17 protein-coding genes are annotated in these 19,364 nt (G+C 52.7%); 14 read left to right on the top strand and 3 right to left on the bottom strand.

What is annotated here, in order from left to right:
• The first annotated feature begins 1,066 nt into the window (after positions 1-1,066).
• From AC6I4B_RS05790 to AC6I4B_RS05780, 3 genes are all read left to right on the top strand, one after another.
• Positions 1,067-1,708, top strand: a complete 642-nt coding sequence (locus tag AC6I4B_RS05790; RefSeq protein WP_497770270.1) for a hypothetical protein — start codon at positions 1,067-1,069, stop codon at positions 1,706-1,708.
• Between the two features lie 446 nt (positions 1,709-2,154).
• On the top strand, positions 2,155-3,048 hold the full coding sequence (locus AC6I4B_RS05785; RefSeq protein WP_497770268.1) for a YadA C-terminal domain-containing protein: 894 nt from the start codon (positions 2,155-2,157) through the stop codon (positions 3,046-3,048).
• A gap of 148 nt (positions 3,049-3,196) precedes the next feature.
• The gene (locus AC6I4B_RS05780) at positions 3,197-3,886 is read left to right on the top strand and encodes an RluA family pseudouridine synthase (protein WP_497770266.1); all 690 of its coding nucleotides are present in this window, start codon (positions 3,197-3,199) and stop codon (positions 3,884-3,886) included.
• A gap of 69 nt (positions 3,887-3,955) precedes the next feature.
• On the opposite strand, the gene AC6I4B_RS05775 is transcribed toward AC6I4B_RS05780, so the two are convergent.
• The 3 genes from AC6I4B_RS05775 to AC6I4B_RS05765 form a co-directional block, all read right to left on the bottom strand.
• Positions 3,956-4,495 (bottom strand): DUF2058 domain-containing protein, encoded by a 540-nt coding sequence (locus tag AC6I4B_RS05775; RefSeq protein ID WP_497770265.1) that lies wholly within the window; start codon positions 4,493-4,495, stop codon positions 3,956-3,958.
• A gap of 88 nt (positions 4,496-4,583) precedes the next feature.
• Positions 4,584-5,066 (bottom strand): cold-shock protein, encoded by a 483-nt coding sequence (locus AC6I4B_RS05770; protein WP_497771955.1) that lies wholly within the window; start codon positions 5,064-5,066, stop codon positions 4,584-4,586.
• Positions 5,067-5,213: 147 nt separating this feature from the next.
• A complete protein-coding gene (locus AC6I4B_RS05765; protein ID WP_497770263.1) occupies positions 5,214-5,438 on the bottom strand; it encodes a helix-turn-helix domain-containing protein in 225 nt (74 codons plus the stop codon).
• A gap of 338 nt (positions 5,439-5,776) precedes the next feature.
• Here AC6I4B_RS05765 and AC6I4B_RS05760 point away from each other — a divergent pair, with 338 nt between their 5' ends.
• From AC6I4B_RS05760 to AC6I4B_RS05710, 11 genes are all read left to right on the top strand, one after another.
• Positions 5,777-6,991: a trans-sulfuration enzyme family protein gene (locus tag AC6I4B_RS05760; RefSeq protein WP_497770262.1), complete on the top strand. Its 1,215-nt coding sequence runs from the start codon at positions 5,777-5,779 to the stop codon at positions 6,989-6,991.
• A 10-nt stretch (positions 6,992-7,001) separates the two neighbouring features.
• Positions 7,002-8,438 carry a Na+/H+ antiporter NhaC gene (gene nhaC / locus AC6I4B_RS05755; RefSeq protein WP_497770260.1) on the top strand — a complete coding sequence of 479 codons (1,437 nt, stop codon included), beginning with the start codon at positions 7,002-7,004 and terminating at the stop codon, positions 8,436-8,438.
• A gap of 311 nt (positions 8,439-8,749) precedes the next feature.
• Complete coding sequence (locus AC6I4B_RS05750) at positions 8,750-10,885, top strand: TonB-dependent receptor plug domain-containing protein (RefSeq protein WP_497770258.1); 2,136 nt, start codon at positions 8,750-8,752, stop codon at positions 10,883-10,885.
• A 2-nt stretch (positions 10,886-10,887) separates the two neighbouring features.
• Positions 10,888-11,712, top strand: a complete 825-nt coding sequence (locus AC6I4B_RS05745; RefSeq protein ID WP_497771953.1) for a heme/hemin ABC transporter substrate-binding protein — start codon at positions 10,888-10,890, stop codon at positions 11,710-11,712.
• A gap of 23 nt (positions 11,713-11,735) precedes the next feature.
• The gene (hutW, locus tag AC6I4B_RS05740; protein ID WP_497771951.1) at positions 11,736-13,073 is read left to right on the top strand and encodes a heme anaerobic degradation radical SAM methyltransferase ChuW/HutW; all 1,338 of its coding nucleotides are present in this window, start codon (positions 11,736-11,738) and stop codon (positions 13,071-13,073) included.
• Positions 13,074-13,085: 12 nt separating this feature from the next.
• Complete coding sequence (gene hutX, locus AC6I4B_RS05735; protein ID WP_497770257.1) at positions 13,086-13,580, top strand: heme utilization cystosolic carrier protein HutX; 495 nt, start codon at positions 13,086-13,088, stop codon at positions 13,578-13,580.
• Positions 13,580-14,203: an anaerobilin reductase gene (gene chuY, locus AC6I4B_RS05730; RefSeq protein WP_497770256.1), complete on the top strand. Its 624-nt coding sequence runs from the start codon at positions 13,580-13,582 to the stop codon at positions 14,201-14,203. The genes hutX and chuY overlap by 1 nt, the downstream gene beginning before the upstream one ends.
• Positions 14,204-14,254: 51 nt before the next feature.
• Entirely contained in the window at positions 14,255-15,247 is a 993-nt protein-coding gene (locus AC6I4B_RS05725; RefSeq protein ID WP_497770254.1) for a FecCD family ABC transporter permease, read from the top strand.
• Complete coding sequence (locus AC6I4B_RS05720) at positions 15,244-16,011, top strand: heme ABC transporter ATP-binding protein (RefSeq protein ID WP_497770252.1); 768 nt, start codon at positions 15,244-15,246, stop codon at positions 16,009-16,011. The genes AC6I4B_RS05725 and AC6I4B_RS05720 overlap by 4 nt, the downstream gene beginning before the upstream one ends.
• Before the next feature lie 156 nt (positions 16,012-16,167).
• Positions 16,168-16,590 (top strand): KPN_00521 family repetitive protein, encoded by a 423-nt coding sequence (locus tag AC6I4B_RS05715; protein WP_497771949.1) that lies wholly within the window; start codon positions 16,168-16,170, stop codon positions 16,588-16,590.
• A 653-nt stretch (positions 16,591-17,243) separates the two neighbouring features.
• Positions 17,244-19,364 (top strand): TonB-dependent receptor, encoded by a 2,121-nt coding sequence (locus AC6I4B_RS05710; RefSeq protein WP_497770251.1) that lies wholly within the window; start codon positions 17,244-17,246, stop codon positions 19,362-19,364.

The raw sequence follows: 19,364 nt of genomic DNA, 5'->3' as shown, positions 1-19,364 counted from the left end.
TATTGAACCCTTAATGAATCACGATAAAAAAATAACCATAAAAATCATATAAGTGTAAAATAAAACACAGGGACGCCAGCCCAAAATTCTCCATCGGTGATTACCAGAGTCATCCGATGAAGTCCTAAGAGCCCGTACGGCGCAAGCCCTGCGGGCTTTTTTGTGCCTGTAGATTGCCCCACAACAATAGCTACCCGACTTTCACGATAAGCCTGTTAGGCTATCTTCGGACTAACATCACATAGGCTGCCGTGACATCGATTCTGAAGGTAGAAAAGTCAATGTTACCGAAAGTAAGATCCCCTATTTTGTTAGCCCATTTTCTGCTGTACGACTTTCTTAGTGGCCTGAGGATGCCTCCACCGCAAGCCAACCATCCGTATTTATATGTCGATATTTTTTATTTCATCTCAAATCATTTCAATCTGTGAGATTTATTACCAGCCCTCATTGGGCATGACGAGATTTATCCCCATTCAGCATTAGCCAGTCGTGATAAATAAATCCGTATTGGATAAAATCTGTTGGTCATTTTGTGAAAATTCTTAACAGCTTGCGCCGCCAATCCCGGCTAGCTTCTATTTGTAATAAAAAAAAGAGATGATGTAGCACGCCCACCGTGAAGATTGGCTAAATTATTGCTCTAGCTTATTTACGCAATATTAACCTTGAGCTAAATAAATCAACACAAACAATAGCAGACGAATATAAACTATCGTTATTACTAGCTCACTACATTAGGATTATTCACTTTTTGCATTAGAATAATGCTATCGAGTCAAAGATTGATAGGTATTTTAGGGGTAAAACTTATGCCTTTGCCCAGGAATGTAATTTTTTGAAGTGGTTTACTTGTTCGGCTTGTTACAGTAGCTGATAATTATGTAATCAATTAAATACTGTAAAAAAATGCTTGCTGATTTCTTTGTTTTATATTTTATAATGCCCACATCCATCCTATTTAGCTTGTCAGTAAAACGTATAACTGTTTCTGTTATTTTCGGTAAGTCGAACGACTTATCATCGTGTATGCTGTTTTTCTTCTCAGAATGTGGTTAGATAGATTATGTTTTCACTTATTACCAACAACTCATTTCTCGTCAATGGGCTGGCAGATATTGTCTGCGATAATAGCGTGGTTAAATGCAATTTGCGCATCGTCATCATTGATGCCACCCAATCCAGAATTTCAGAAAAAATAAGTGAAATCAGTGCAATAGACGTTTGCCTAGTCTTGATTTTGGTTAATAGAATGAATGAAGCACACCTGCTGCAATACATTCCATTTCCATGCCCAGCCTATTACATCCCGCTGTCGCACTCTGTCAGCGCATTAAAAAATGAGGTCAACGATATGTTGCTCTCTTTAAAATCAAAGAAAAATTGTCACTACAAAGTTTGTGGTTTAAATGCTCGCAAATGGGTATCAAGAAAGGAACTGATGGCGGTGAGGATGTATTTCTCAGGCATTGCTGTACCAACGATAGCATCGACACTGTTCATCAGAAATAAAACCGCACTCAATTACATTAGAAACTCGATGGACAAACTGGGGCTGAAACTCAGCCTTAGCAGCTTTAACTTATTCAAAGTCTATGAACAACTTATGGAGTTTACGCTTATCCCTGATGATTTTATCCATAATGATAATCATTGTCCGCTCAGGATAAGTTACGTCAGGGTGTGCAACCATATGTACCCTTTATAGAGAACTTCGATATAGAGAACGTCGATGCACACTGACATAAAAGATAAAGTAATGTTAATTTTGCTGCTGATTTTGTTCTTTTTGGCCTGCTCTCTGGTCTTTTTTTAACAAATACAGCGCTGAACCGCGCTTCTCAATATCGCACAGATATATCGTTAATCATTAACCATAAAAAGAGTGTGAATATAAATAAGCTATTCAGTGAACCAACATCACTGAACAACAAACACAAAAGTTATTAACCGGAATAAATAAATAATATTTTTTTAACTAAACAAGAATATTCAGCGCAATCGAAAATAGGTTTGCTACCCATTCGCGTGCCTGAACCCCAGTGAATAGCCAATGCTATTCACTGTTTTCCTGCGTGGCGATTAACAGAACTTCTCTCTGCAAAGTCACATTTTACTCATTGTTTACAAGTATAAAAACATCAGGTCAAAAGCATGAAAAAGGTCATTTTAGCTTTAGCAATTTGTACTGTTCTTCAGGGGGTTAACGTTCGTCTGGCTTATGCCGATGAGGTTCTCGTTCCATTACAGGACGCCACAACTCCAGGAAACTCCATTACCATTGTAGGTGATAGCACCGGCGGCAATACTGCGCTCCCAGGGGGGTATAACCTCGATACGATGATTAATCAGACCACGGCAAACCATAATAATATCTCGACGCTGAACACGGAAATGTCGAGCGTCGCAACACGCGTTGCCAATAACTCGACAGAGATTACCAACCAGCAACAGCAAATCACGAATAATACCAATGAGATAATAAAAAATCAGACCGCGAATGAAGCGGCTATTTTGATGGAACGCGGCAACATTAATGCGCTGAGAACCCGCGCCGATGCCACCGATACGGGTATTAGCGACATAAAACAGGCGCAGTCTGACACCAACGCCAACGTTACCAGCGTCAAACAGGCTCAGGCCGTCACCAACGCCAACGTTGCCAGCGTCAAACAAGCCCAGGCCACCACCAATGCCAACGTTGCCAAAAACTCTGCCAATATTGCCAGCCATGAAACGCGTATCGAAAATCTGGAAGCCAACACCGGCAGCGGGCAACGTTTCGCGGCGCTTAAGAGTGAAGTTGAAGACAATCGCCAGCGCGCAAGCGCGGGTATCGCCGGTGTCGCGGCAATGGCGAACATCCCGCAGGTGATTCAGGGGCAAACCTTTTCGATTGGCGCTGGCACAGGGACGACCGACGGTGAAAGTGCGCTCGCCGTTGGTTTTTCCGCACGAGCCACCGAACACGTAGTGGTGAAAGCCTCGGTATCGGATGATACGCAGCAAAACTTTGTAGTAGGTGCTGGCGCGTCTTACGGCTGGTAACACCACGCAAAGCCAGGGATGGGGGATGTGATGGCAAAGCCCTGCTGCGACGGCGCAGCGGGGTTATGTGTTATCGGTTTTTCTCGTTCATCGCCAGTGGCCGGAAAATTCGCTATTATCCGCTTCCACTCCTGTTCCTGGCTGCCTGATGTCTACAATTCTCGATACTTTTATTGCCCCACCTTGCCATGACGAGATAGAAATTCTCTATCACGATGCGCATTTGGTGCTTATCAACAAGCCTTCTGGCTTACTCAGCCTTTCGGGCAAGAACCCTCAAAACATCGACTCTGTACACCACCGGTTGGTACAGATATTCCCCGGTTGTACGTTGGTTCACCGCCTCGATTTCGGCACATCCGGTTTGATGGTGGTGGCTCGCAATAAGGCGATGAATGCCGCGCTGTGCCAGCAGTTCAGCCAGCGTACGGTAAGCAAGGTGTACAGCGCGCTGCTGTGTGGGCATCTGGAGGACGACGAAGGCATCATTGACGCGGCGATAGCCAAAGATCCGGCGCTATTTCCGCTGATGTCGATTAGCGCCAGCAACGGCAAGCCTGCGCGCTCGCGCTATCAGGTCATTGAGCGTACGGGGGGAGATGGGCAATTATTACCGCTGACACGGGTACAACTGATGCCAGAAACCGGGCGGACTCACCAGTTGCGCATTCACTGCCAGTATCTGGGCCATCCTATTTTGGGCTGCGACCTGTACGGTGGACGCCTGTTGCCTGGTACAGAACAAGCGCCACGGCTCATGCTGCACGCCAGTGAGTTGCATTTTGTACATCCCGTCACTCAAGAGCCGGTAAATGCCTGTAACGCCAGCCCATTCTGAGCAACGTGCCGACGCTATAAACACAAAAAGCCCCGCAGGGCTTCTCATGTATCCGTTGACCGAGGTGAATTACCACATCAAATCGTCAGGCACTTTAAAGTCAGCGTACGGATCGTCTTCGTCCTGTTCTTCCTGGCTCAGTGCGCTGTTCAGCACAATACTGCTGGCATCGCGCTGTGCGATTTTATCCGCAACGCTTGCCGGAATAATCGCGTATTCCCCTTCGCTGTTGCCATCAACCAGCAAACGGGCGATCGCCAGGCGGCCACTGATCAGCTGAGCCTGGGTGGTCTTATCGACATAGATTTTTTTGATTAAGTTATTGTCTGTGAAGTTAAAACCGATATCGCCTTTCGAGATGTTAATTCTGTTCATCTCAATCAGTTGCTTCACCTGAGCTTTATACTCTTTCGATAACGTCGCTTGCTTTTGCTGTTCGTTTAGCAGTTTATCGCGCTCAAGCTGGGCTTTTTTATTTTCTTCTACCGCTTCTCTCGCCTCACGCGCCTGCACACGTGATTTTTTAGCCGTGCGTTGCACCTTGGCCACTTTCTTGCTGGTGACTAAACCTGCTTTTAACATCTGCTCTTGTAAGGTGAGTTTTGTCATCTTCGTTTCTAAACCCGTTGAATAATATGGGGAATTTTACCTGTAAATGTAACGCTGCCGGAACGTCGCACCGGCAACGAGCCAGGTCTTAAACCTTGAGCATTTTCACTGTGGCTTCCACGTCGATTTCATCTTCCGAGAAGATAAGCGTCGTACCCTGGAAGGTGGTGATCGCCAGTTTTTTCACCGAGCGCATTTCACCCGGTTGAGCGGCGGATTTTGGCCGGATATTGCCCATCAGCACACCGACAGAGAGCACCGCATTTTCTTTATCAATGCCGGCATCCGCTGGCTCTTCTTCGCTGTAAACCAGATAAGATTTGATCGAGGTGAGCTTGATACGTTCACCCGCGATAAAGATATATTTGCTTTCCGGTACGACTTTCACCGCATACGCCGACAACCCTTTGTTGTTGGTTGTCGGTTCAAAAGTGACCGCCGCATCTTTCTTGATAAGATCAGGGTTGGCAACCTTAATCACATGAAAATAGCGGTTATCACCGTTTTCATCTTTGATAAATCCAAAACCTTTATCTTTAAACCACGTTGTGATCGTTCCTTTCATCGCTATGACTGTCTACCTAATCGTTGATCAACTCAGTTTTTGCAGCGCGCAGTGTAAAGCACAATGCCCGTACAGACTATGCTTTGGTGTAAGTCTGGACGATAAAATGCACAGATGCGAGTGATTGTCTAACAGCAAGGAAACAGACGAAACTTAGTCCTCAAAATCAAATAGTCCCCGTATTGCCACCCCTAATCCCCTCGCCAGCACGCTGATTATCTCAAGCGTTGGGTTTCTGACTCCGCGTTCAATACCACTCACGTAAGTCCGATCAAGGCCACATTTATCAGCAAATGCTTCCTGGGATAAACCGGCTTCTCGCCTGAGTTTTTTGATGTTCGCACCAAAGCGCGACTGAATGTTGGACGAATTTTTCATCCCGCCAGAATGACTTTTTGTTGTTTATCAGACCACGGACTATGAGTCACATAAAAAGAGTGCTAACATCAAAAATGTGACTCATAGTCTACAAACAAAACAGATTCAATCGATACCCCAAAAACCGTAACTCCGGGGCTTTCTATTCCGCCCTGCGCTGTGAGTGACAGAACGCATTAACGCAACACCCGACACGGAGAGTTGTTTATGCACGCTGATCCACCGCTTACTGCCTGACCTCCTCAAATCAACAACCACCATCAAAGTGAGTCATCGGCTCGCGCGGGCGCCCCTGCGCGCCGTTTGCCTCTGATTTCCGCCCTACAAGGAAAATAGAAATGGATACCACTTCCTTCTTTTCGCATCCTGATCGCTACGCCCAGCACGACCACATCGCCTGTTCAGGGCAGGACGAGCAACATGAGCTTTATTTCGGCGCGGTCAGCGCGCCCATCATCCAAACCAGCCTGTTCGTACAGAAGAATTACCAGGCCTACTGCGATGACATGCAGCACGAAGCCGAACGCTTTATCTACTCGCGCGGGCTAAACCCCACAGTGCAAATGGTAGAAGAAAAAATAGCGAAGCTGGAGCATGGCGAAGCCTGCCGCTGTTTTGCTTCCGGTATGGGGGCGATTAGCGCAGTGCTGATGGCCAACCTCAACAGCCACGATCATATCATTCTGGTCAATAACGTCTACGGCCCGGCGATGGCGTTAATCCGCCATATGGCGGAAAAGTTCGCCGTCGAATTTGATGTGGTACTGGACGGCACACCTGAGAATATCGCGCAAAAAATCAAAACCAACACGCGCGTGATTTATACCGAATCCCCCGGCACTATGACGATGAACGTCGTTGATTTAACGGCGATTGCCCAACTTGCCAAAGCGCACAACATCACCACCGTTATCGACAACACCTGGGCCACGCCGCTGTTTCAAAAACCGCTGACGCTCGGTTTTGATATCGTTATTCATTCTTGCACCAAATATCTTGGCGGCCACAGCGATTTAATCGCCGGAGCGGTCGTCACCTCTCATTCGCGGATGGCCGCCATTCGTGACTTCGCTCACCAACTGTTGGGCGCCGTGTTATCACCTTTTGTCGCCTGGCTGCTGCTGCGCGGGATAAGAACCCTGCCGGTGCGCATGTCGCGCCATCAGGACAACGCGCTACGGGTTATCGATTTTCTGAAAAACCATCCGCAGGTAGAAAACGTTCGCCATCCCAGCGTAGCAAGCGCCGAACAACGGGCCATTATCCGCCAGCAGATGATGGGATTTTCTGGTCTATTTTCCTTTGATATCAAAGGCGGGCACTTCGAACATGTGAAGCAATTTATCGATACCTGTCGAGTCTTTAAGGTTGGTTGCAGTTGGGGGGGATACGAAAGTTTAATCATCTCCCCTAATCGCGGTTACAACCAGCCAGGGCTGCTTGCCGATAACATCGCGACCGGTTTAATTCGCCTGTCCATCGGCCAGGAAAACCCCGAACTGCTGATTGCCGACCTGGCCGCCGCTTTCGCCGCCATTGCCGATATACGCTAAGGAGCGCGAAATGGAGAGTCAGAAACAGCCGTCATTCCGCTCCGCCGTCGGCCTGATGGTGGTTATTTTTATTATTTTTGCCGCAGGTATTGGCGTACTGAATTATCCGGTCGAGTTCACCTTAATCAGCATTACCATCGTCACCTGCTTCTACGCGCGTTTTTACGGCGGCAGTTGGGGCGAAGTCATGAGCGCGTTGGTCGGCAAGATTAAAGATGCCGTTCCGGCGATGTTGATCCTGCTGTCGATAGGTATGTTGATTGGCTGCTGGATGGTCTCCGGGACCATTCCGCAGATGGTTTTCTACGGGCTGGCGGTGATTAACCCCGCCTATTTGTATTTAACCGCCTTCCTGGTCACCGTCTGCATTTCGACCTTTACCGGCACGTCGTGGGGAACGGCTGGCACGATTGGCGTGGCGCTCATCGCCGTGGCCTCGGCGATGGACGTGTCGCTGCCGATTACCGCCGGAGCGGTTATCTCCGGCGCTTACTTTGGCGATAAGCTCTCGCCGCTGTCCGACACCACCAATATGGCGGCCATCGCCGCTGAAGCAGATCTCTACCAGAGCATCCGCAATATGCTGTACACCTCGCTGCCCGCGTTTGTTTTCGCTTGCGTGGGGTTTTATCTGCTGGGGAATCACCTCCAGGCCGGTTCACCCGAACAGCTTCAGGCCATTAAGGTGATGAAATCCGCGTTATCCACCACGTTTTGGTTGAACCCGCTGCTGCTTTCTCCGGCGTTATTGGTGCTGGTTGGCGCTATCAGGAAATGGGACTCGGTTATTGTCCTGGTGGCCTCGGCGCTATTCGGGATTTTGCTGGCGGTGTTATTTCAGCAGATTACGCTTGCCGACATCATCAGTTCAGCTATCAACGGCTTTAAGTCCGAAATGCTCCCCAGCCTGCAGGCGTTAGAACTCGACGAGGCGACCGCCAGAAATATCACCGTGCTGTTAAATCGTGGCGGCATGTATTCGATGGTTAGCCCCATTGTGGTAATGCTTTGCGCGTTTCTTTTTGCCTCCGCGCTGGAAGTGTCCGGGGCGCTGGCGGTTATCCTCAAAAGCCTGGTGCAAAAGCTATACACCATCACCCGAACCCTGCTCGCCACTATCTTCACCAGCGCTATTCTGGTTGCCTGCACGGGCAATGCGGTGATCAGCTTTTTTATCGTTAAAAGTATGTATGACCCCTGCTATAAGGAGAAAAAGCTGCATATGGTCAACATGTCGCGAGCGATGGAATCGGGGGCGACATTGCTGGAAGGGCTGTTCCCGTGGACGATATCAGGCATGTTTATGGCGAAAACGCTGGGAGTGGCGACGCTTGACTACGCGCCGTATGTCTTGTTTAACCTCTCCTGTCTGGTAATGGCGCTCATCTTTACCGTCCTGCCACGCTGGACGAATTTCGGCACTCGCTACATTACCCCTGCGGCATAATGGCGCTGCCGCTTTCTGCCGGGTGGCGCAGCGCTAACCCGGCCCTCCTCAATTCACCACAGCAACATGACAGCATTTACCGCTGACATTAATCAAATCAACCATATTAACAACTTGATAATCGGCAAATTTGTCGTGATGAATATCACATTTCACTTTTCTATCGCCGCCATAAATTGACGCAAATCAAAGATGCATTTTGTTTATACCTTCAAGTCTAGACGGCCAATACGCCAATATGAGAATGTAATTGATAGTCATTCTTATTATCATGTAACTGTTTATTCATAGGGTTAACCATGCTGCATACCATGACCCGAGGGTCATTCGTACTCTCCGCCCTGCCATTGTTTATCGCAGGTGCTGTTTCCGCCGCCACGGCTCCCACAGCACAGGACAAAAACAGTAAAGAAGATACGCTGGTCGTCACCGCCAACCGGACGGAAAGCAATCTTTGGGAAAGTCCTGCCACTATTCAAGTTATCGACCATCAAACGCTGAAAAACTCCACCAGCACCTCGATTGCCGACGATCTTCAGGATATCCCGGGCGTTGAGATTACCGACAATGCGCTGGCGGGTCGTAAGCAGATCCGCATCCGTGGTGAAGCGTCGTCGCGCGTGCTGATCCTGATAGACGGTCAGGAGGTCACTTACCAACGTGCCGGTCAAGATTACGGCGCGGGGCTGTTAATTGATGAGTCGGCGCTGGAACGTATTGAAGTGGTAAAAGGCCCCTATTCCGTGCTGTACGGCTCACAGGCCATCGGCGGGGTGGTGAACTTTATCACCAAAAAAGGGGGCGATAAGCCTGTCGCGGGTACGGTAAAAGCGGTCTACAACTCGTCCACCGCCGGCTGGGAAGAGTCTGCCACCGCATGGGGCAGCATCGGCCAATTTGATTACCGCATTAACGGCAACTACTCCGATCAGGGCGATCGCGATACGCCAGATGGCCGCCTGCCGAACACCCATTTCCGTAATAATAGCCAGGGTATCTGGCTGGGCTATAACCTCGACAACCAGCATTTTGGCTTATCACTCGATCGTTACAAGCTCGCCACGCAAACCTATTTCGAAGATCCTGAAGGCCAGTACGATGCCTTCAGCGTGAAGATCCCGAAACTGGAACGCGAAAAGATCGGCCTGTTCTATGATGTCGATGTTGACGGCGAGTACCTGAAGAAATTCCACATCGACGCCTACGAGCAGACTATCGATCGTAAGTTTGAAAATGAAGTGGCGACCACGCAGGTGATCCCTAGCCCGATTATCAAGGCGCTGACCGTCCACAATCAGACTCACACCAGCGATAAGCAGTACACGCAGGGCGTGACGATGCAAAGCAATTTCTCTCTGCCCGCCAATAATGACTTAGTGCTCGGCGCGCAATACCAGCGCGATCGCGTATCGCAAACCTCTAACGGCGTCACCAGCCAGAAATCGCTAACCGGGTTTATTAATACTGAAACCAAAACCCGTGGCTATAACGAGTCTGAGCAGAGCAACACTTCGCTGTTTGCCCAAAACGACTGGCGCTTTGCCGACAACTGGACGTGGACGCTGGGCGCGCGGCAATACTGGCTGTCGTCGAAACTGACTCGTGGCGATGCGCAGTCCACCACCAAAGGTATCACCACCGATACCTCGCTTGCCGAGCGCTCATCGCATGATAACGAACTGGTCACTGCCACCAGCCTGCGTTATTCCGGCTTTGACAACGTCGAGCTGCGCGCAGCGTTTGCGCAGGGCTACGTCTTCCCAACGCTCAGCCAGTTGTTTATGCAAACCTCGGCGGGCGGCGGCGTGACCTATGGCAACCCAGATTTAAAAGCCGAACACTCGAATAACTACGAGCTGGGCGCGCGTTATAACGGCAATCTGTGGCTGGTTGACGGCGCGGTGTATTACTCAGAAGCAAAAGACTATATCGCCAGTGTTTCCTGCTCCGGTCAGGCGATTTGTCACGGTAACTCCACCACCTCGCGCGGCGGTTATTACTTCTACGACAACATCGATCGCGCCAAAACCTGGGGCATGGAGCTGAGCGCCGAGTACAACGGCTGGGCGGTTTCCCCTTACGTCAGCGGTAACCTGATTCGTCGCCAGTACGATGGCGCGACGCTGAAAACCTGGGACACCGGCGAGACGACGGTCAATGGGCGATTCGGGGTGAAACATACCCTGATGCTCAACGCCGCGAACGTCACCTCTGATTTGTACATCCGCGCGGCATCCAGCGCGAAAGACAGCACCGGCGACACCCAAACTCGCTACCCAGGCTGGGCCACGCTGAACCTGGCAGTAAACACCGAGTTTGGCGCGGAGAACCAATACCAGGTCAATCTGGCGCTCAACAACCTGACCGACAAACGTTATATGACGGCGCATGAGTCCATTCCTGCGGCGGGCTTTAACGCGGCCGTCGGCTTTGCCTGGAACTTCTGATGATGAAAAAACTCGCCATAGGATTACTGGCACTGACCTGCGCGTTCTGCGCGCAGGCGGCTGAAAAAATCGTGGTCGCTGGAGGTTCGCTGGCAGAACTTATCTATGCCCTGGACGCCGGTCAACGTGTGGTCGGGGTGGATGAAACCACCTCGTATCCACCGGAAACCGCTGCCCTGCCGCATATCGGTTACTGGAAGCAGCTCAGCAGCGAAGGCATTTTATCGCTACGCCCGGACACCTTCATCACCTGGCAAGACGCAGGCCCACAGTTGGTCTTTGATCAACTGCGCTCGCAAAAAGTGAACGTGGTGACCCTGCCGCGCGTTCCAGCCACCGTCGAACAGATGTACGCCAATATTCACGCGCTGGCAAAAGTGCTGAATACCGAGGCGCGCGGCGATGCGCTGGTGAAGGATATCCGCCAGCGGCTGCAAAAAGTGGCGCAAAGCAGCGCCAACAAACCCGCACCGGTCAACGCGCTGTTTATTCTCAGCGCGGGCGGCAGCGCCCCGCAGGTGGCCGGAAAAGGCAGCGTCGCGGATGCCATTATGACCCTCGCCGGAGCGCATAACGTCGCCCAGCATCAGCAGTACCGCAGCTACAGTGCAGAAGCGCTGATCGCCGCCAATCCAGAGGTGATCATCGTGACATCGCAAATGGTGGAAGGCGATCTCAACCGTCTGAGCACCGTTGCCGGGATCACCCGCACAGCGGCATGGAAAAACCAGCGGATCGTGATTCTCGATCAGGCGCTGATTCTGGGGATGGGGCCGCGCGTCGCTGACGCTGTTGAAACGCTGCACCGCCAGTTCTGGCCAAACTAAAGGATGTTGAAATACCCGTTATGCTGAATACCACAAACGACCTGGATTTAACCCCGCATTTTGCCCTTGAAGGCGGTCAGCCATTTAAAGACCGCCGTGCCACCATGCCGTGGCGTGGCGCCATTCCGGTTGCCAAAGATCAGCTCGCGCAAACCTGGCAGCAGGTGCTCAGCCAGGCTACGCCACCGCGCAAACGCCTGCTGTATTTGCATATTCCGTTTTGTGCGACCCACTGCACTTTCTGCGGTTTTTACCAAAACCGTTATGAAGAAGACCACTGCACTCGTTACACCGATGCGTTACTGCGTGAAATTGAGATGGAAGCCGACAGCGTGTTGCACCAGTCTGCGCCTATCCACGCGGTTTACTTTGGCGGCGGTACGCCGTCGGCGCTTTCAGCGCGCGATTTAGCGCGCATTATTACCGCACTGCGCGAGCGCCTGCCGCTGGCCCCAGACTGCGAAATCACCATCGAAGGCCGCGTACTGAACTTTGACGACGCGCGTATCGACGCCTGTCTGGATGCAGGAGCGAACCGGTTCTCGATTGGTATTCAGTCGTTTAACAGCAAAATCCGCAAGAAAATGGCGCGCACGTCCGACGGCCCAACCGCGAGAGCCTTTATGGAAGGGCTGGTGCGCCGCGACCGCGCCGCCGTGGTGTGCGATCTGCTGTTCGGCCTGCCTGGCCAGGACAGCAAACTGTGGGGGGAAGATTTAGCCATCGCCCGCGATATCGGGCTGGACGGCGTGGATCTGTACGCCCTTAACCTGCTGCCCAACACGCCGCTTGGTAAGGCGGTAGAAAATGGCCGCACCGCCGTGCCACAACCGGCAGAGCGCCGCGACCTGTACCTGCAAGGCTGCGATTTTATGGCGCAAGCTGGCTGGCGCTGCATCAGCAATAGCCACTGGGCGCGCACCACGCGCGAACGCAACCTCTACAACTTGTTGATTAAACAAGGCGCAGATTGTCTGGCGCTCGGCTCTGGCGCGGGTGGCTCGATCAATGGTTACTCGTGGATGGTTGAGCGCAACCTTGATGCCTGGCACGCGTCCATCGCGGCGGGCAAAAAGCCGCTGATGATGATGATGCGCACCGCCGAGCGCGGCTTCCAGTGGCGTCATACCCTGCAATCTGGCGTAGAAACCGCCCGCGTGCCGCTGGATGAACTCACGCCGCACGCCGCCAAACTCGCCCCGCTGCTCGCACAGTGGCACAGCGCGGGGCTTACCGTGGATAGCTCCACCTGCCTGCGCCTGACCAACGAAGGGCGCTTCTGGGCAAGCAACATTTTGCAGTCTCTTGATGAACTGATTCAGGAACTTAACGCACCGCGCATTGCGGTAGAAACCCAATAACAGGAGTGAATAATGAGCAACGTCTCTTTACAGGATTTCTTAAAAACCGAGCCAGACGGTACGCTGGAAGCGATCGCCGGGCAGTACAACACCACGTTGCTGGAGGTAGTGAAAAATCTGCCATCCTCTACGCTGGTCGCGGGCGACAAATTTGACACCGTATGGGACACCGTGTGCGAATGGGGCAAAGTTACCACTCTGGTGCACACCGCCGATGTGATTCTGGAATTTACCGGCGAACTGCCGTCCGGCTTTCACCGTCACGGCTACTTCAACCTGCGTGGTAAAAAAGGCATGACCGGCCATATCAAAGCAGAAAACTGCACGCATATCGCTCTTGTTGAGCGCAAATTCATGGCGATGGATACCGCCTCTATCCTGTTCTTCAATCAGGCCGGTAGCGCCATGTTCAAAATATTCCTCGGTCGCGACGACCACCGCCAACTGCTGAGCGAACAACTGGACGCCTTCCGCACGCTGGCAGCAACGCTGAAAGGGGCTGCCTGATGACCCCGTGGCTGATTTTTGGCGCGGGCGGTAGCGGCGTTGGCGCGCTGACGGTTGACCGTGCGCTTGCCGAACAGCGCCCGGTTTTTGCCGTGGTGCGTAACCCTGAAGCCGCCGAACGGCTGCAAGCCAAAGGCGTGCAGGTATTGATCGGCGATGCCTGTGACGCGCAGTGCGTGGCAAAAGCCTGCGAAGCGGCGGGCGCGACGGCGACGGTTATCTCCACCATCGGCGGCGCGCACGATTACCTGGCGCACCGTACGATGATTGATGAAGCAGAAAAAGCAGGCATCTCGCGCATGATCCTCGTGACATCGCTGGGCTGCGGCGATAGCTGGGCGTATCTTTCCCCCCGCGCCAGAGCGGCGTTTGGTCAGGCGGTCAGAGAAAAAACGCTGGCAGAAAGCTGGCTGCAAACCAGCACTCTGGATTACGCCATCCTCCGCCCAGGCGGGCTGCTCAACGGCGAGGCCACGGGCAAGGCGCAGCGTTTCCAACATCAGGAAGTTCATGGATTTGTGCAGCGTGCCGATGTCGCCGCGCACATTCAGGCGTTAGCCAACGCCCCGGCGCTCAACCAGCAGGTTTATAGCCTGGTGGAACCGGAACTCAAACCGGCTTAATCCCCACGCGGCGCTGTATTACAGCGCCGCATCGATGTCATGGAGTTTTGTGTGTTCAAGGATTCACTCTCTTCCTTCAGCGTTTTTATCGGCCTGCTGCTGATGCTGGCGACGCTGGTACTGGTAGGAGCCAGCCAGGGGGCGCTAAAAATCACCTTCGCCTCTTTGCAGGACGAGCAGTACCGCGATATCTGGCTCAATATTCGCCTTCCGCGCGTATTGCTGGCAGTGCTGGTTGGCGGCGCGCTGTCAACGGCGGGCGTGATTATGCAAGGGCTATTTCGCAACCCAATGGCTGACCCTGGCCTGCTCGGTGTCAGCAGTGGTTCCGCGCTGATGGTCGGCGTGGCGATTATCTTCCCGGTGTCGCTACCCGCAATCTTTATGCTGTATGAACAGATGATTTTCGCCGTCGGCGGTAGCCTGGTGGTGTGTGCGATTATTTTCCTGATAAGCCTGCGCCATACCCACGGCGGCATGATGCAACTGCTGCTGGCAGGGATTGCCATCAATGCCCTGTGCGGCGCGGCGATCGGCGTGCTGAGCTATGTTGGCGACGAGCAACAGTTACGCCAGTTAACGCTGTGGATGATGGGCAGCCTGGGGCAGGCGCAATGGCCAACGCTGCTGGTAGCGGCGTCGTTCGCGCTTCCGGCGATGCTTGCCACCGGTTGGCTGGCTAACACCTTAAATCTACTGCAACTGGGCGATGAAGAAGCCCATTACCTCGGCGTTAACGTTAAACGCAGGCGCCAGCAACTGCTGCTGATCAGCTCGCTGTTAGTGGGGGCGGCGGTCTCGGTGAGCGGCGTTATCGGTTTTATCGGGCTGGTAATTCCGCATCTGATTCGGATGACCATTGGAGCCGATCACCGCTGGCTGCTGCCGTGTTCAACGCTTGCGGGAGCGTGTCTGCTGTTGGTTGCCGACACCTTAGCACGCACGCTAGTGCAGCCTGCCGAAATGCCGGTTGGCCTGCTGACCAGCCTGATTGGCGGCCCTTACTTTTTATGGCTGATCCTGCGTACCCGGAGAGCACTATGATTGACGCCCACAATCTGACCTACAGCATTAACGGGCGTCGCCTGACCAACAATGTATCGCTGACCCTGCCCGGTGGGGAAATCGTCGCTCTCCTGGGGCCGAACGGCGCGGGGAAATCGACGCTTTTGCGCCAGTTAACCGGTTATCTTCAGCCAGACAGTGGTCACTGTTCGCTGTTCGGGCGGCCACTGAATGACTGGCCGACGACGGAGCTGGCAAAAACGCGCGCCGTGATGCGCCAAAACTGCCATATGGCGTTCCCTTTTAGCGTGATGGAAGTGGTGCGAATGGGGCGCCATCCGCATCGCACCCGCAATCCGCGCGACGAAACCGAGCATATTTTGGCGTTGTGCGGCTGTAGCGAACTGGCCTCACGCGACTACCGCCATCTTTCCGGCGGCGAACAACAGCGAGTCCAGCTCGCGCGCCTGCTGGTGCAGCTTTGGGAGCCGGAACCGTCGCCAAAGTGGCTGTTTCTCGACGAACCCACCTCGGCGCTGGATATCCACCACCAGCAGCATCTGTTCCGCCTGCTGCGCCAGTTGGTAGATGAGCGGCAGTTTAACGTCTGCTGCGTGCTGCATGACCTGAACCTCGCAGCGCGTTACGCCGACAGAATTGTGCTGCTGGAAAAAGGGAGCGTGGTCGATAACGGGACGCCGCAAAAGGTGCTAACCGAATCGGCGCTGAGAAACCTGTATCAGGCCGAAATCAGCATCGCCCATACCCATGACTCCGCGCCACTGATTGTGCTGGAGCGATAATTTCTCTTGCCCGATAGCGATAATCCTATCGGGCTTGCCGCTATTTATTCGCCATATCACGATAATCCACTTACAGTTTATTCCTGGAGACGCATAAAGTTGCGTGTGCCAACCTTAGTCCTGTGCATAACACTGATAACGTTAGATGAGGATATGATGAAAAAAACGATGATTGCATTATCTGCACTTCTGCTGGCTTCTCCCGTTTTTGCCGCAACCACACACGCTACAGATGACACCGTTGCCGCAGCACAAGAGAATGCGAACACAGCGAAAGAAAAGCTGCATCAGGCGCAAAACCAGGGCGAAGAGCTGAAACTTAAGTCCAAACACGCAGTAGAAGGCAAAAGTGACAGCGTGGGTAGCCAGGTCAGCGAAGGCGCACAGAAAACCTGGCATAAAACCAAAGAAGGCACTGAGAAAGGGTGGGATGCCACCAAAGAAGGTGCGCAGAAAGGTTGGAATAAAACCAAAGAAACTTCCCAGAAAGGATGGGACGCCACCAAAAAAGGCGCTCAGGAAGGCTGGGATAAAACCAAAGAAGGTGCTGCTTCGCTTGAGAAAAAAGCCAGCGAATAATCCTTTGAGTGGTAACGATAAAAACGCCGCGATGGCGTAATGCTGGTGAGTTTAGCGCCACATTCCGTTCACCTGATGTTTTGTAGAACATGAAGCACATGTTCCAGTGAACGGGTCAAGGGGGACTGCCGAGTCCCCCTTGACAATCCCTGCGGCCCCGCAGGGAAATCGGTGCTTCGCACTGCGCTCACCTGCGAACTCCAGCCTGCGGCACGGCGAAACTCGACTTCCTGTCTCGGTTCGCCTCAGCCCGCCATCCCTGGCGGTCTGACCTTGTCTTCCTTTCTCCGGCTCGCCGATTTCCATCGGGGACTCATCGGTTTCAGCCACTCTGGTTGTCGCTATTCATTCAAAGACCGCAGCTGACGGCGAGACTAAAAGTAGAAATCCCCTTAACTGACAAGCCTTACGCCATCGCGGCTTTTTTTATGCCTGCGCGACACGCAAAACTGTCTTATTTCTGCTGATTCCTTACGCGTAATTTTCACGTTTTGCCATTTTTAAGCGAATTTACCTACCCATCGTTATGTATTGACATATATAACGATACCACCCATGATATTCATCATACAAATAATAATGACTGTTTCCCTCATGTGTCGGTGATAGTTCTCTCTATCGCCCGTCTTTCCGCTAACACACTGAATAACAAAATGTTTGATAGTAAAACGATACCGTTCGCCACCGGACTGCTGGCCTTTTCATGCCTGGTTATCACCAAACCAGGACACGCCGAAGACACAATGGTGGTTTCTGCCAGCGCTGACAGCACACAGCAAGAACCCCCAGCCGCTGAAAAACAGGCCTCGCTAGGTAGCCTCGGCAAACGCGCGCTGATTGACGTGCCGTGGTCAGTACAAACGCTTTCTGCGCCCATCATTGCCGAACAGCAGCTCAAAAGCGTGAAAGATGCCTATCGCTATATGCCTTCTGTACAGGGCGATGGCGTGCGCCCGCAAACCCGTGGGATGCAGGGCAGCGTGGTACAAAACCATATGATTGACGGCCTGAATGCGGTTTCGACGACAGAGTACCCCGCCGAACAATTTCAGAGCGTAGAAGTACTGAGCGGCCTGGCAGGCTCGCTGTACGGCCCGGCAAACCCAGCGGGGATGTTCAATTTAGTCTCCAAACGCCCAACCGATACCCCACTGCACCGGGTCACCGTGGGGGCGAGTACCGGTAACGGTACGCTGACGTCAATGGATTTCAGCGGCCCGATTGATGATGGCGACCGCGTTAAGTATCGCCTTAACCTGCTTAACGATGAAGGCCACGGCTACACCAGCGGCAGCCACAAGCGCCGCCAGTATGCCGGGCTGGGGCTGGATTTCCAGCTCACCGACAAAACCGTGCTGGAAAGTAATTTCAGCTACTACCACTACTATGAAAAAGGGATGCCCGGCTCATTTGCTCTGGCTAAAGGTGTCCACTTCCCTTCCCCGCTTGATCCCACCAAAAGCCAGTACGGCCAACGTTATGCGGGAAACGATGATGAAACCACCACCGCCAGCCTGCATCTGAAGCATGATTTTGATGGCAACTGGCTGTTAGATGTCGGCGTCCTGCGCCAGATTGCTGATCGTGAGTCCACCACCGTAACCAATACCCTGACGGACAATCGAGGGAACTACACCAGCACCACATCCAACTCTGCCGCCAGCCGTTTTACCATCAATAGCTATATGGCAAACCTGACCGGCAGCGTCGATACCGGCTGGCTAACTCACGATATCAGCGCCGGGATGCGCGGTTTCGTCTGGAAAAACTACAATCCGGTTAACGGCGGTACATTTACGCTTGGCAAGTCATCGCTGTATGAGCATCCCACTTATCCGCGCCCGCCGTATCCAAACTTTGACAATCGTTATCACTCCGCCACCACCACGCAGCACGCGTTCTTGCTGAGCGACACACTGCACTTTAGCCCGCAGTGGAGCCTACTGTTATCGGGAAGCGAAAACCTGTTTACCGTCAGCAACTACAACAAGACCCGTAAGCAAACCAGCAATAAAAAAGACAACGGCGCCAGCGGTTCTGCCAGCCTGATGTACAAACCGGTCGATAACATCACCCTGTACACCACCTGGGCCGACAGTATGCAGCAAGGCGACACTGCGCCTGCGGGGGCGAATAACGCCGGGCAAGTGCTTGACCCATACCGCAGCCACCAGATTGAGGCTGGGGTGAAATACGCGCCAATCAACAATCTATTGTTGTCTGCCGCCGTCTTTGAGGCAAAACGCCCGTTTGCCTATACCAATGAAAGCGGCGATTTTGCCGAGGATGGCACGCAGAAAAACCGGGGACTGGAGCTGATGGCGGATGGTCACGTGAGCCGTAATTTACGTCTGTTCGGTGGCGCAACCTGGCTGAACCCGCGCCTGCACGACACCGCAAGCGCCAGCGCAGACGGCAAGCAAATTGTCGGCCTGCCGCGTTTTACCGCCAGCATGTTAGCGGTTTACAGCATTGAGCAACTGCCTGGCGTCGATGTCGATACCAACGTGCGCTACGTTGGCCGTCGCACAACCGATAACGCCAATGACAGTTGGGTGGGCAGCTATACCACGGTCGGTGTTGGCAGCAGCTACGCCACTCGTCTGTTTAATACGCCGGTAACTTTCCGTCTGGATATCACCAACCTGACTAACCGCCGCTACTGGACAAACGTAGTTCCAGGCGCGTTAACCGGCTATACCGGCGCGGGCAATGCCAGCGCGCAACTGGGTGCGCCGCGTGAAGCGCAACTGTCAATGCAAGTTGATTTCTAA

The organism is Kluyvera fluvialis (assembly GCF_059725275.1).
The sequence above is the reverse complement of the archived record's forward strand: the minus strand, read 5'-3'. Positions and strand labels throughout refer to the sequence as shown.

Excerpts from the sequence above, each read along its gene's own strand:
- AC6I4B_RS05790 (WP_497770270.1), top strand. The coding sequence starts at position 1,067 with ATGTTTTCACTTATTACCAACAACTCATTTCTCGTCAATGGGCTGGCA.
- AC6I4B_RS05785 (WP_497770268.1), top strand. The coding sequence starts at position 2,155 with ATGAAAAAGGTCATTTTAGCTTTAGCAATTTGTACTGTTCTTCAGGGG.
- AC6I4B_RS05780 (WP_497770266.1), top strand. The coding sequence starts at position 3,197 with ATGTCTACAATTCTCGATACTTTTATTGCCCCACCTTGCCATGACGAG.
- AC6I4B_RS05775 (WP_497770265.1), bottom strand. The coding sequence starts at position 4,495 with ATGACAAAACTCACCTTACAAGAGCAGATGTTAAAAGCAGGTTTAGTC.
- AC6I4B_RS05765 (WP_497770263.1), bottom strand. The coding sequence starts at position 5,438 with ATGAAAAATTCGTCCAACATTCAGTCGCGCTTTGGTGCGAACATCAAA.
- AC6I4B_RS05760 (WP_497770262.1), top strand. The coding sequence starts at position 5,777 with ATGGATACCACTTCCTTCTTTTCGCATCCTGATCGCTACGCCCAGCAC.
- nhaC (WP_497770260.1), top strand. The coding sequence starts at position 7,002 with ATGGAGAGTCAGAAACAGCCGTCATTCCGCTCCGCCGTCGGCCTGATG.
- AC6I4B_RS05750 (WP_497770258.1), top strand. The coding sequence starts at position 8,750 with ATGACCCGAGGGTCATTCGTACTCTCCGCCCTGCCATTGTTTATCGCA.
- AC6I4B_RS05745 (WP_497771953.1), top strand. The coding sequence starts at position 10,888 with ATGAAAAAACTCGCCATAGGATTACTGGCACTGACCTGCGCGTTCTGC.
- hutX (WP_497770257.1), top strand. The coding sequence starts at position 13,086 with ATGAGCAACGTCTCTTTACAGGATTTCTTAAAAACCGAGCCAGACGGT.
- chuY (WP_497770256.1), top strand. The coding sequence starts at position 13,580 with ATGACCCCGTGGCTGATTTTTGGCGCGGGCGGTAGCGGCGTTGGCGCG.
- AC6I4B_RS05720 (WP_497770252.1), top strand. The coding sequence starts at position 15,244 with ATGATTGACGCCCACAATCTGACCTACAGCATTAACGGGCGTCGCCTG.
- AC6I4B_RS05715 (WP_497771949.1), top strand. The coding sequence starts at position 16,168 with ATGAAAAAAACGATGATTGCATTATCTGCACTTCTGCTGGCTTCTCCC.
- AC6I4B_RS05710 (WP_497770251.1), top strand. The coding sequence starts at position 17,244 with ATGTTTGATAGTAAAACGATACCGTTCGCCACCGGACTGCTGGCCTTT.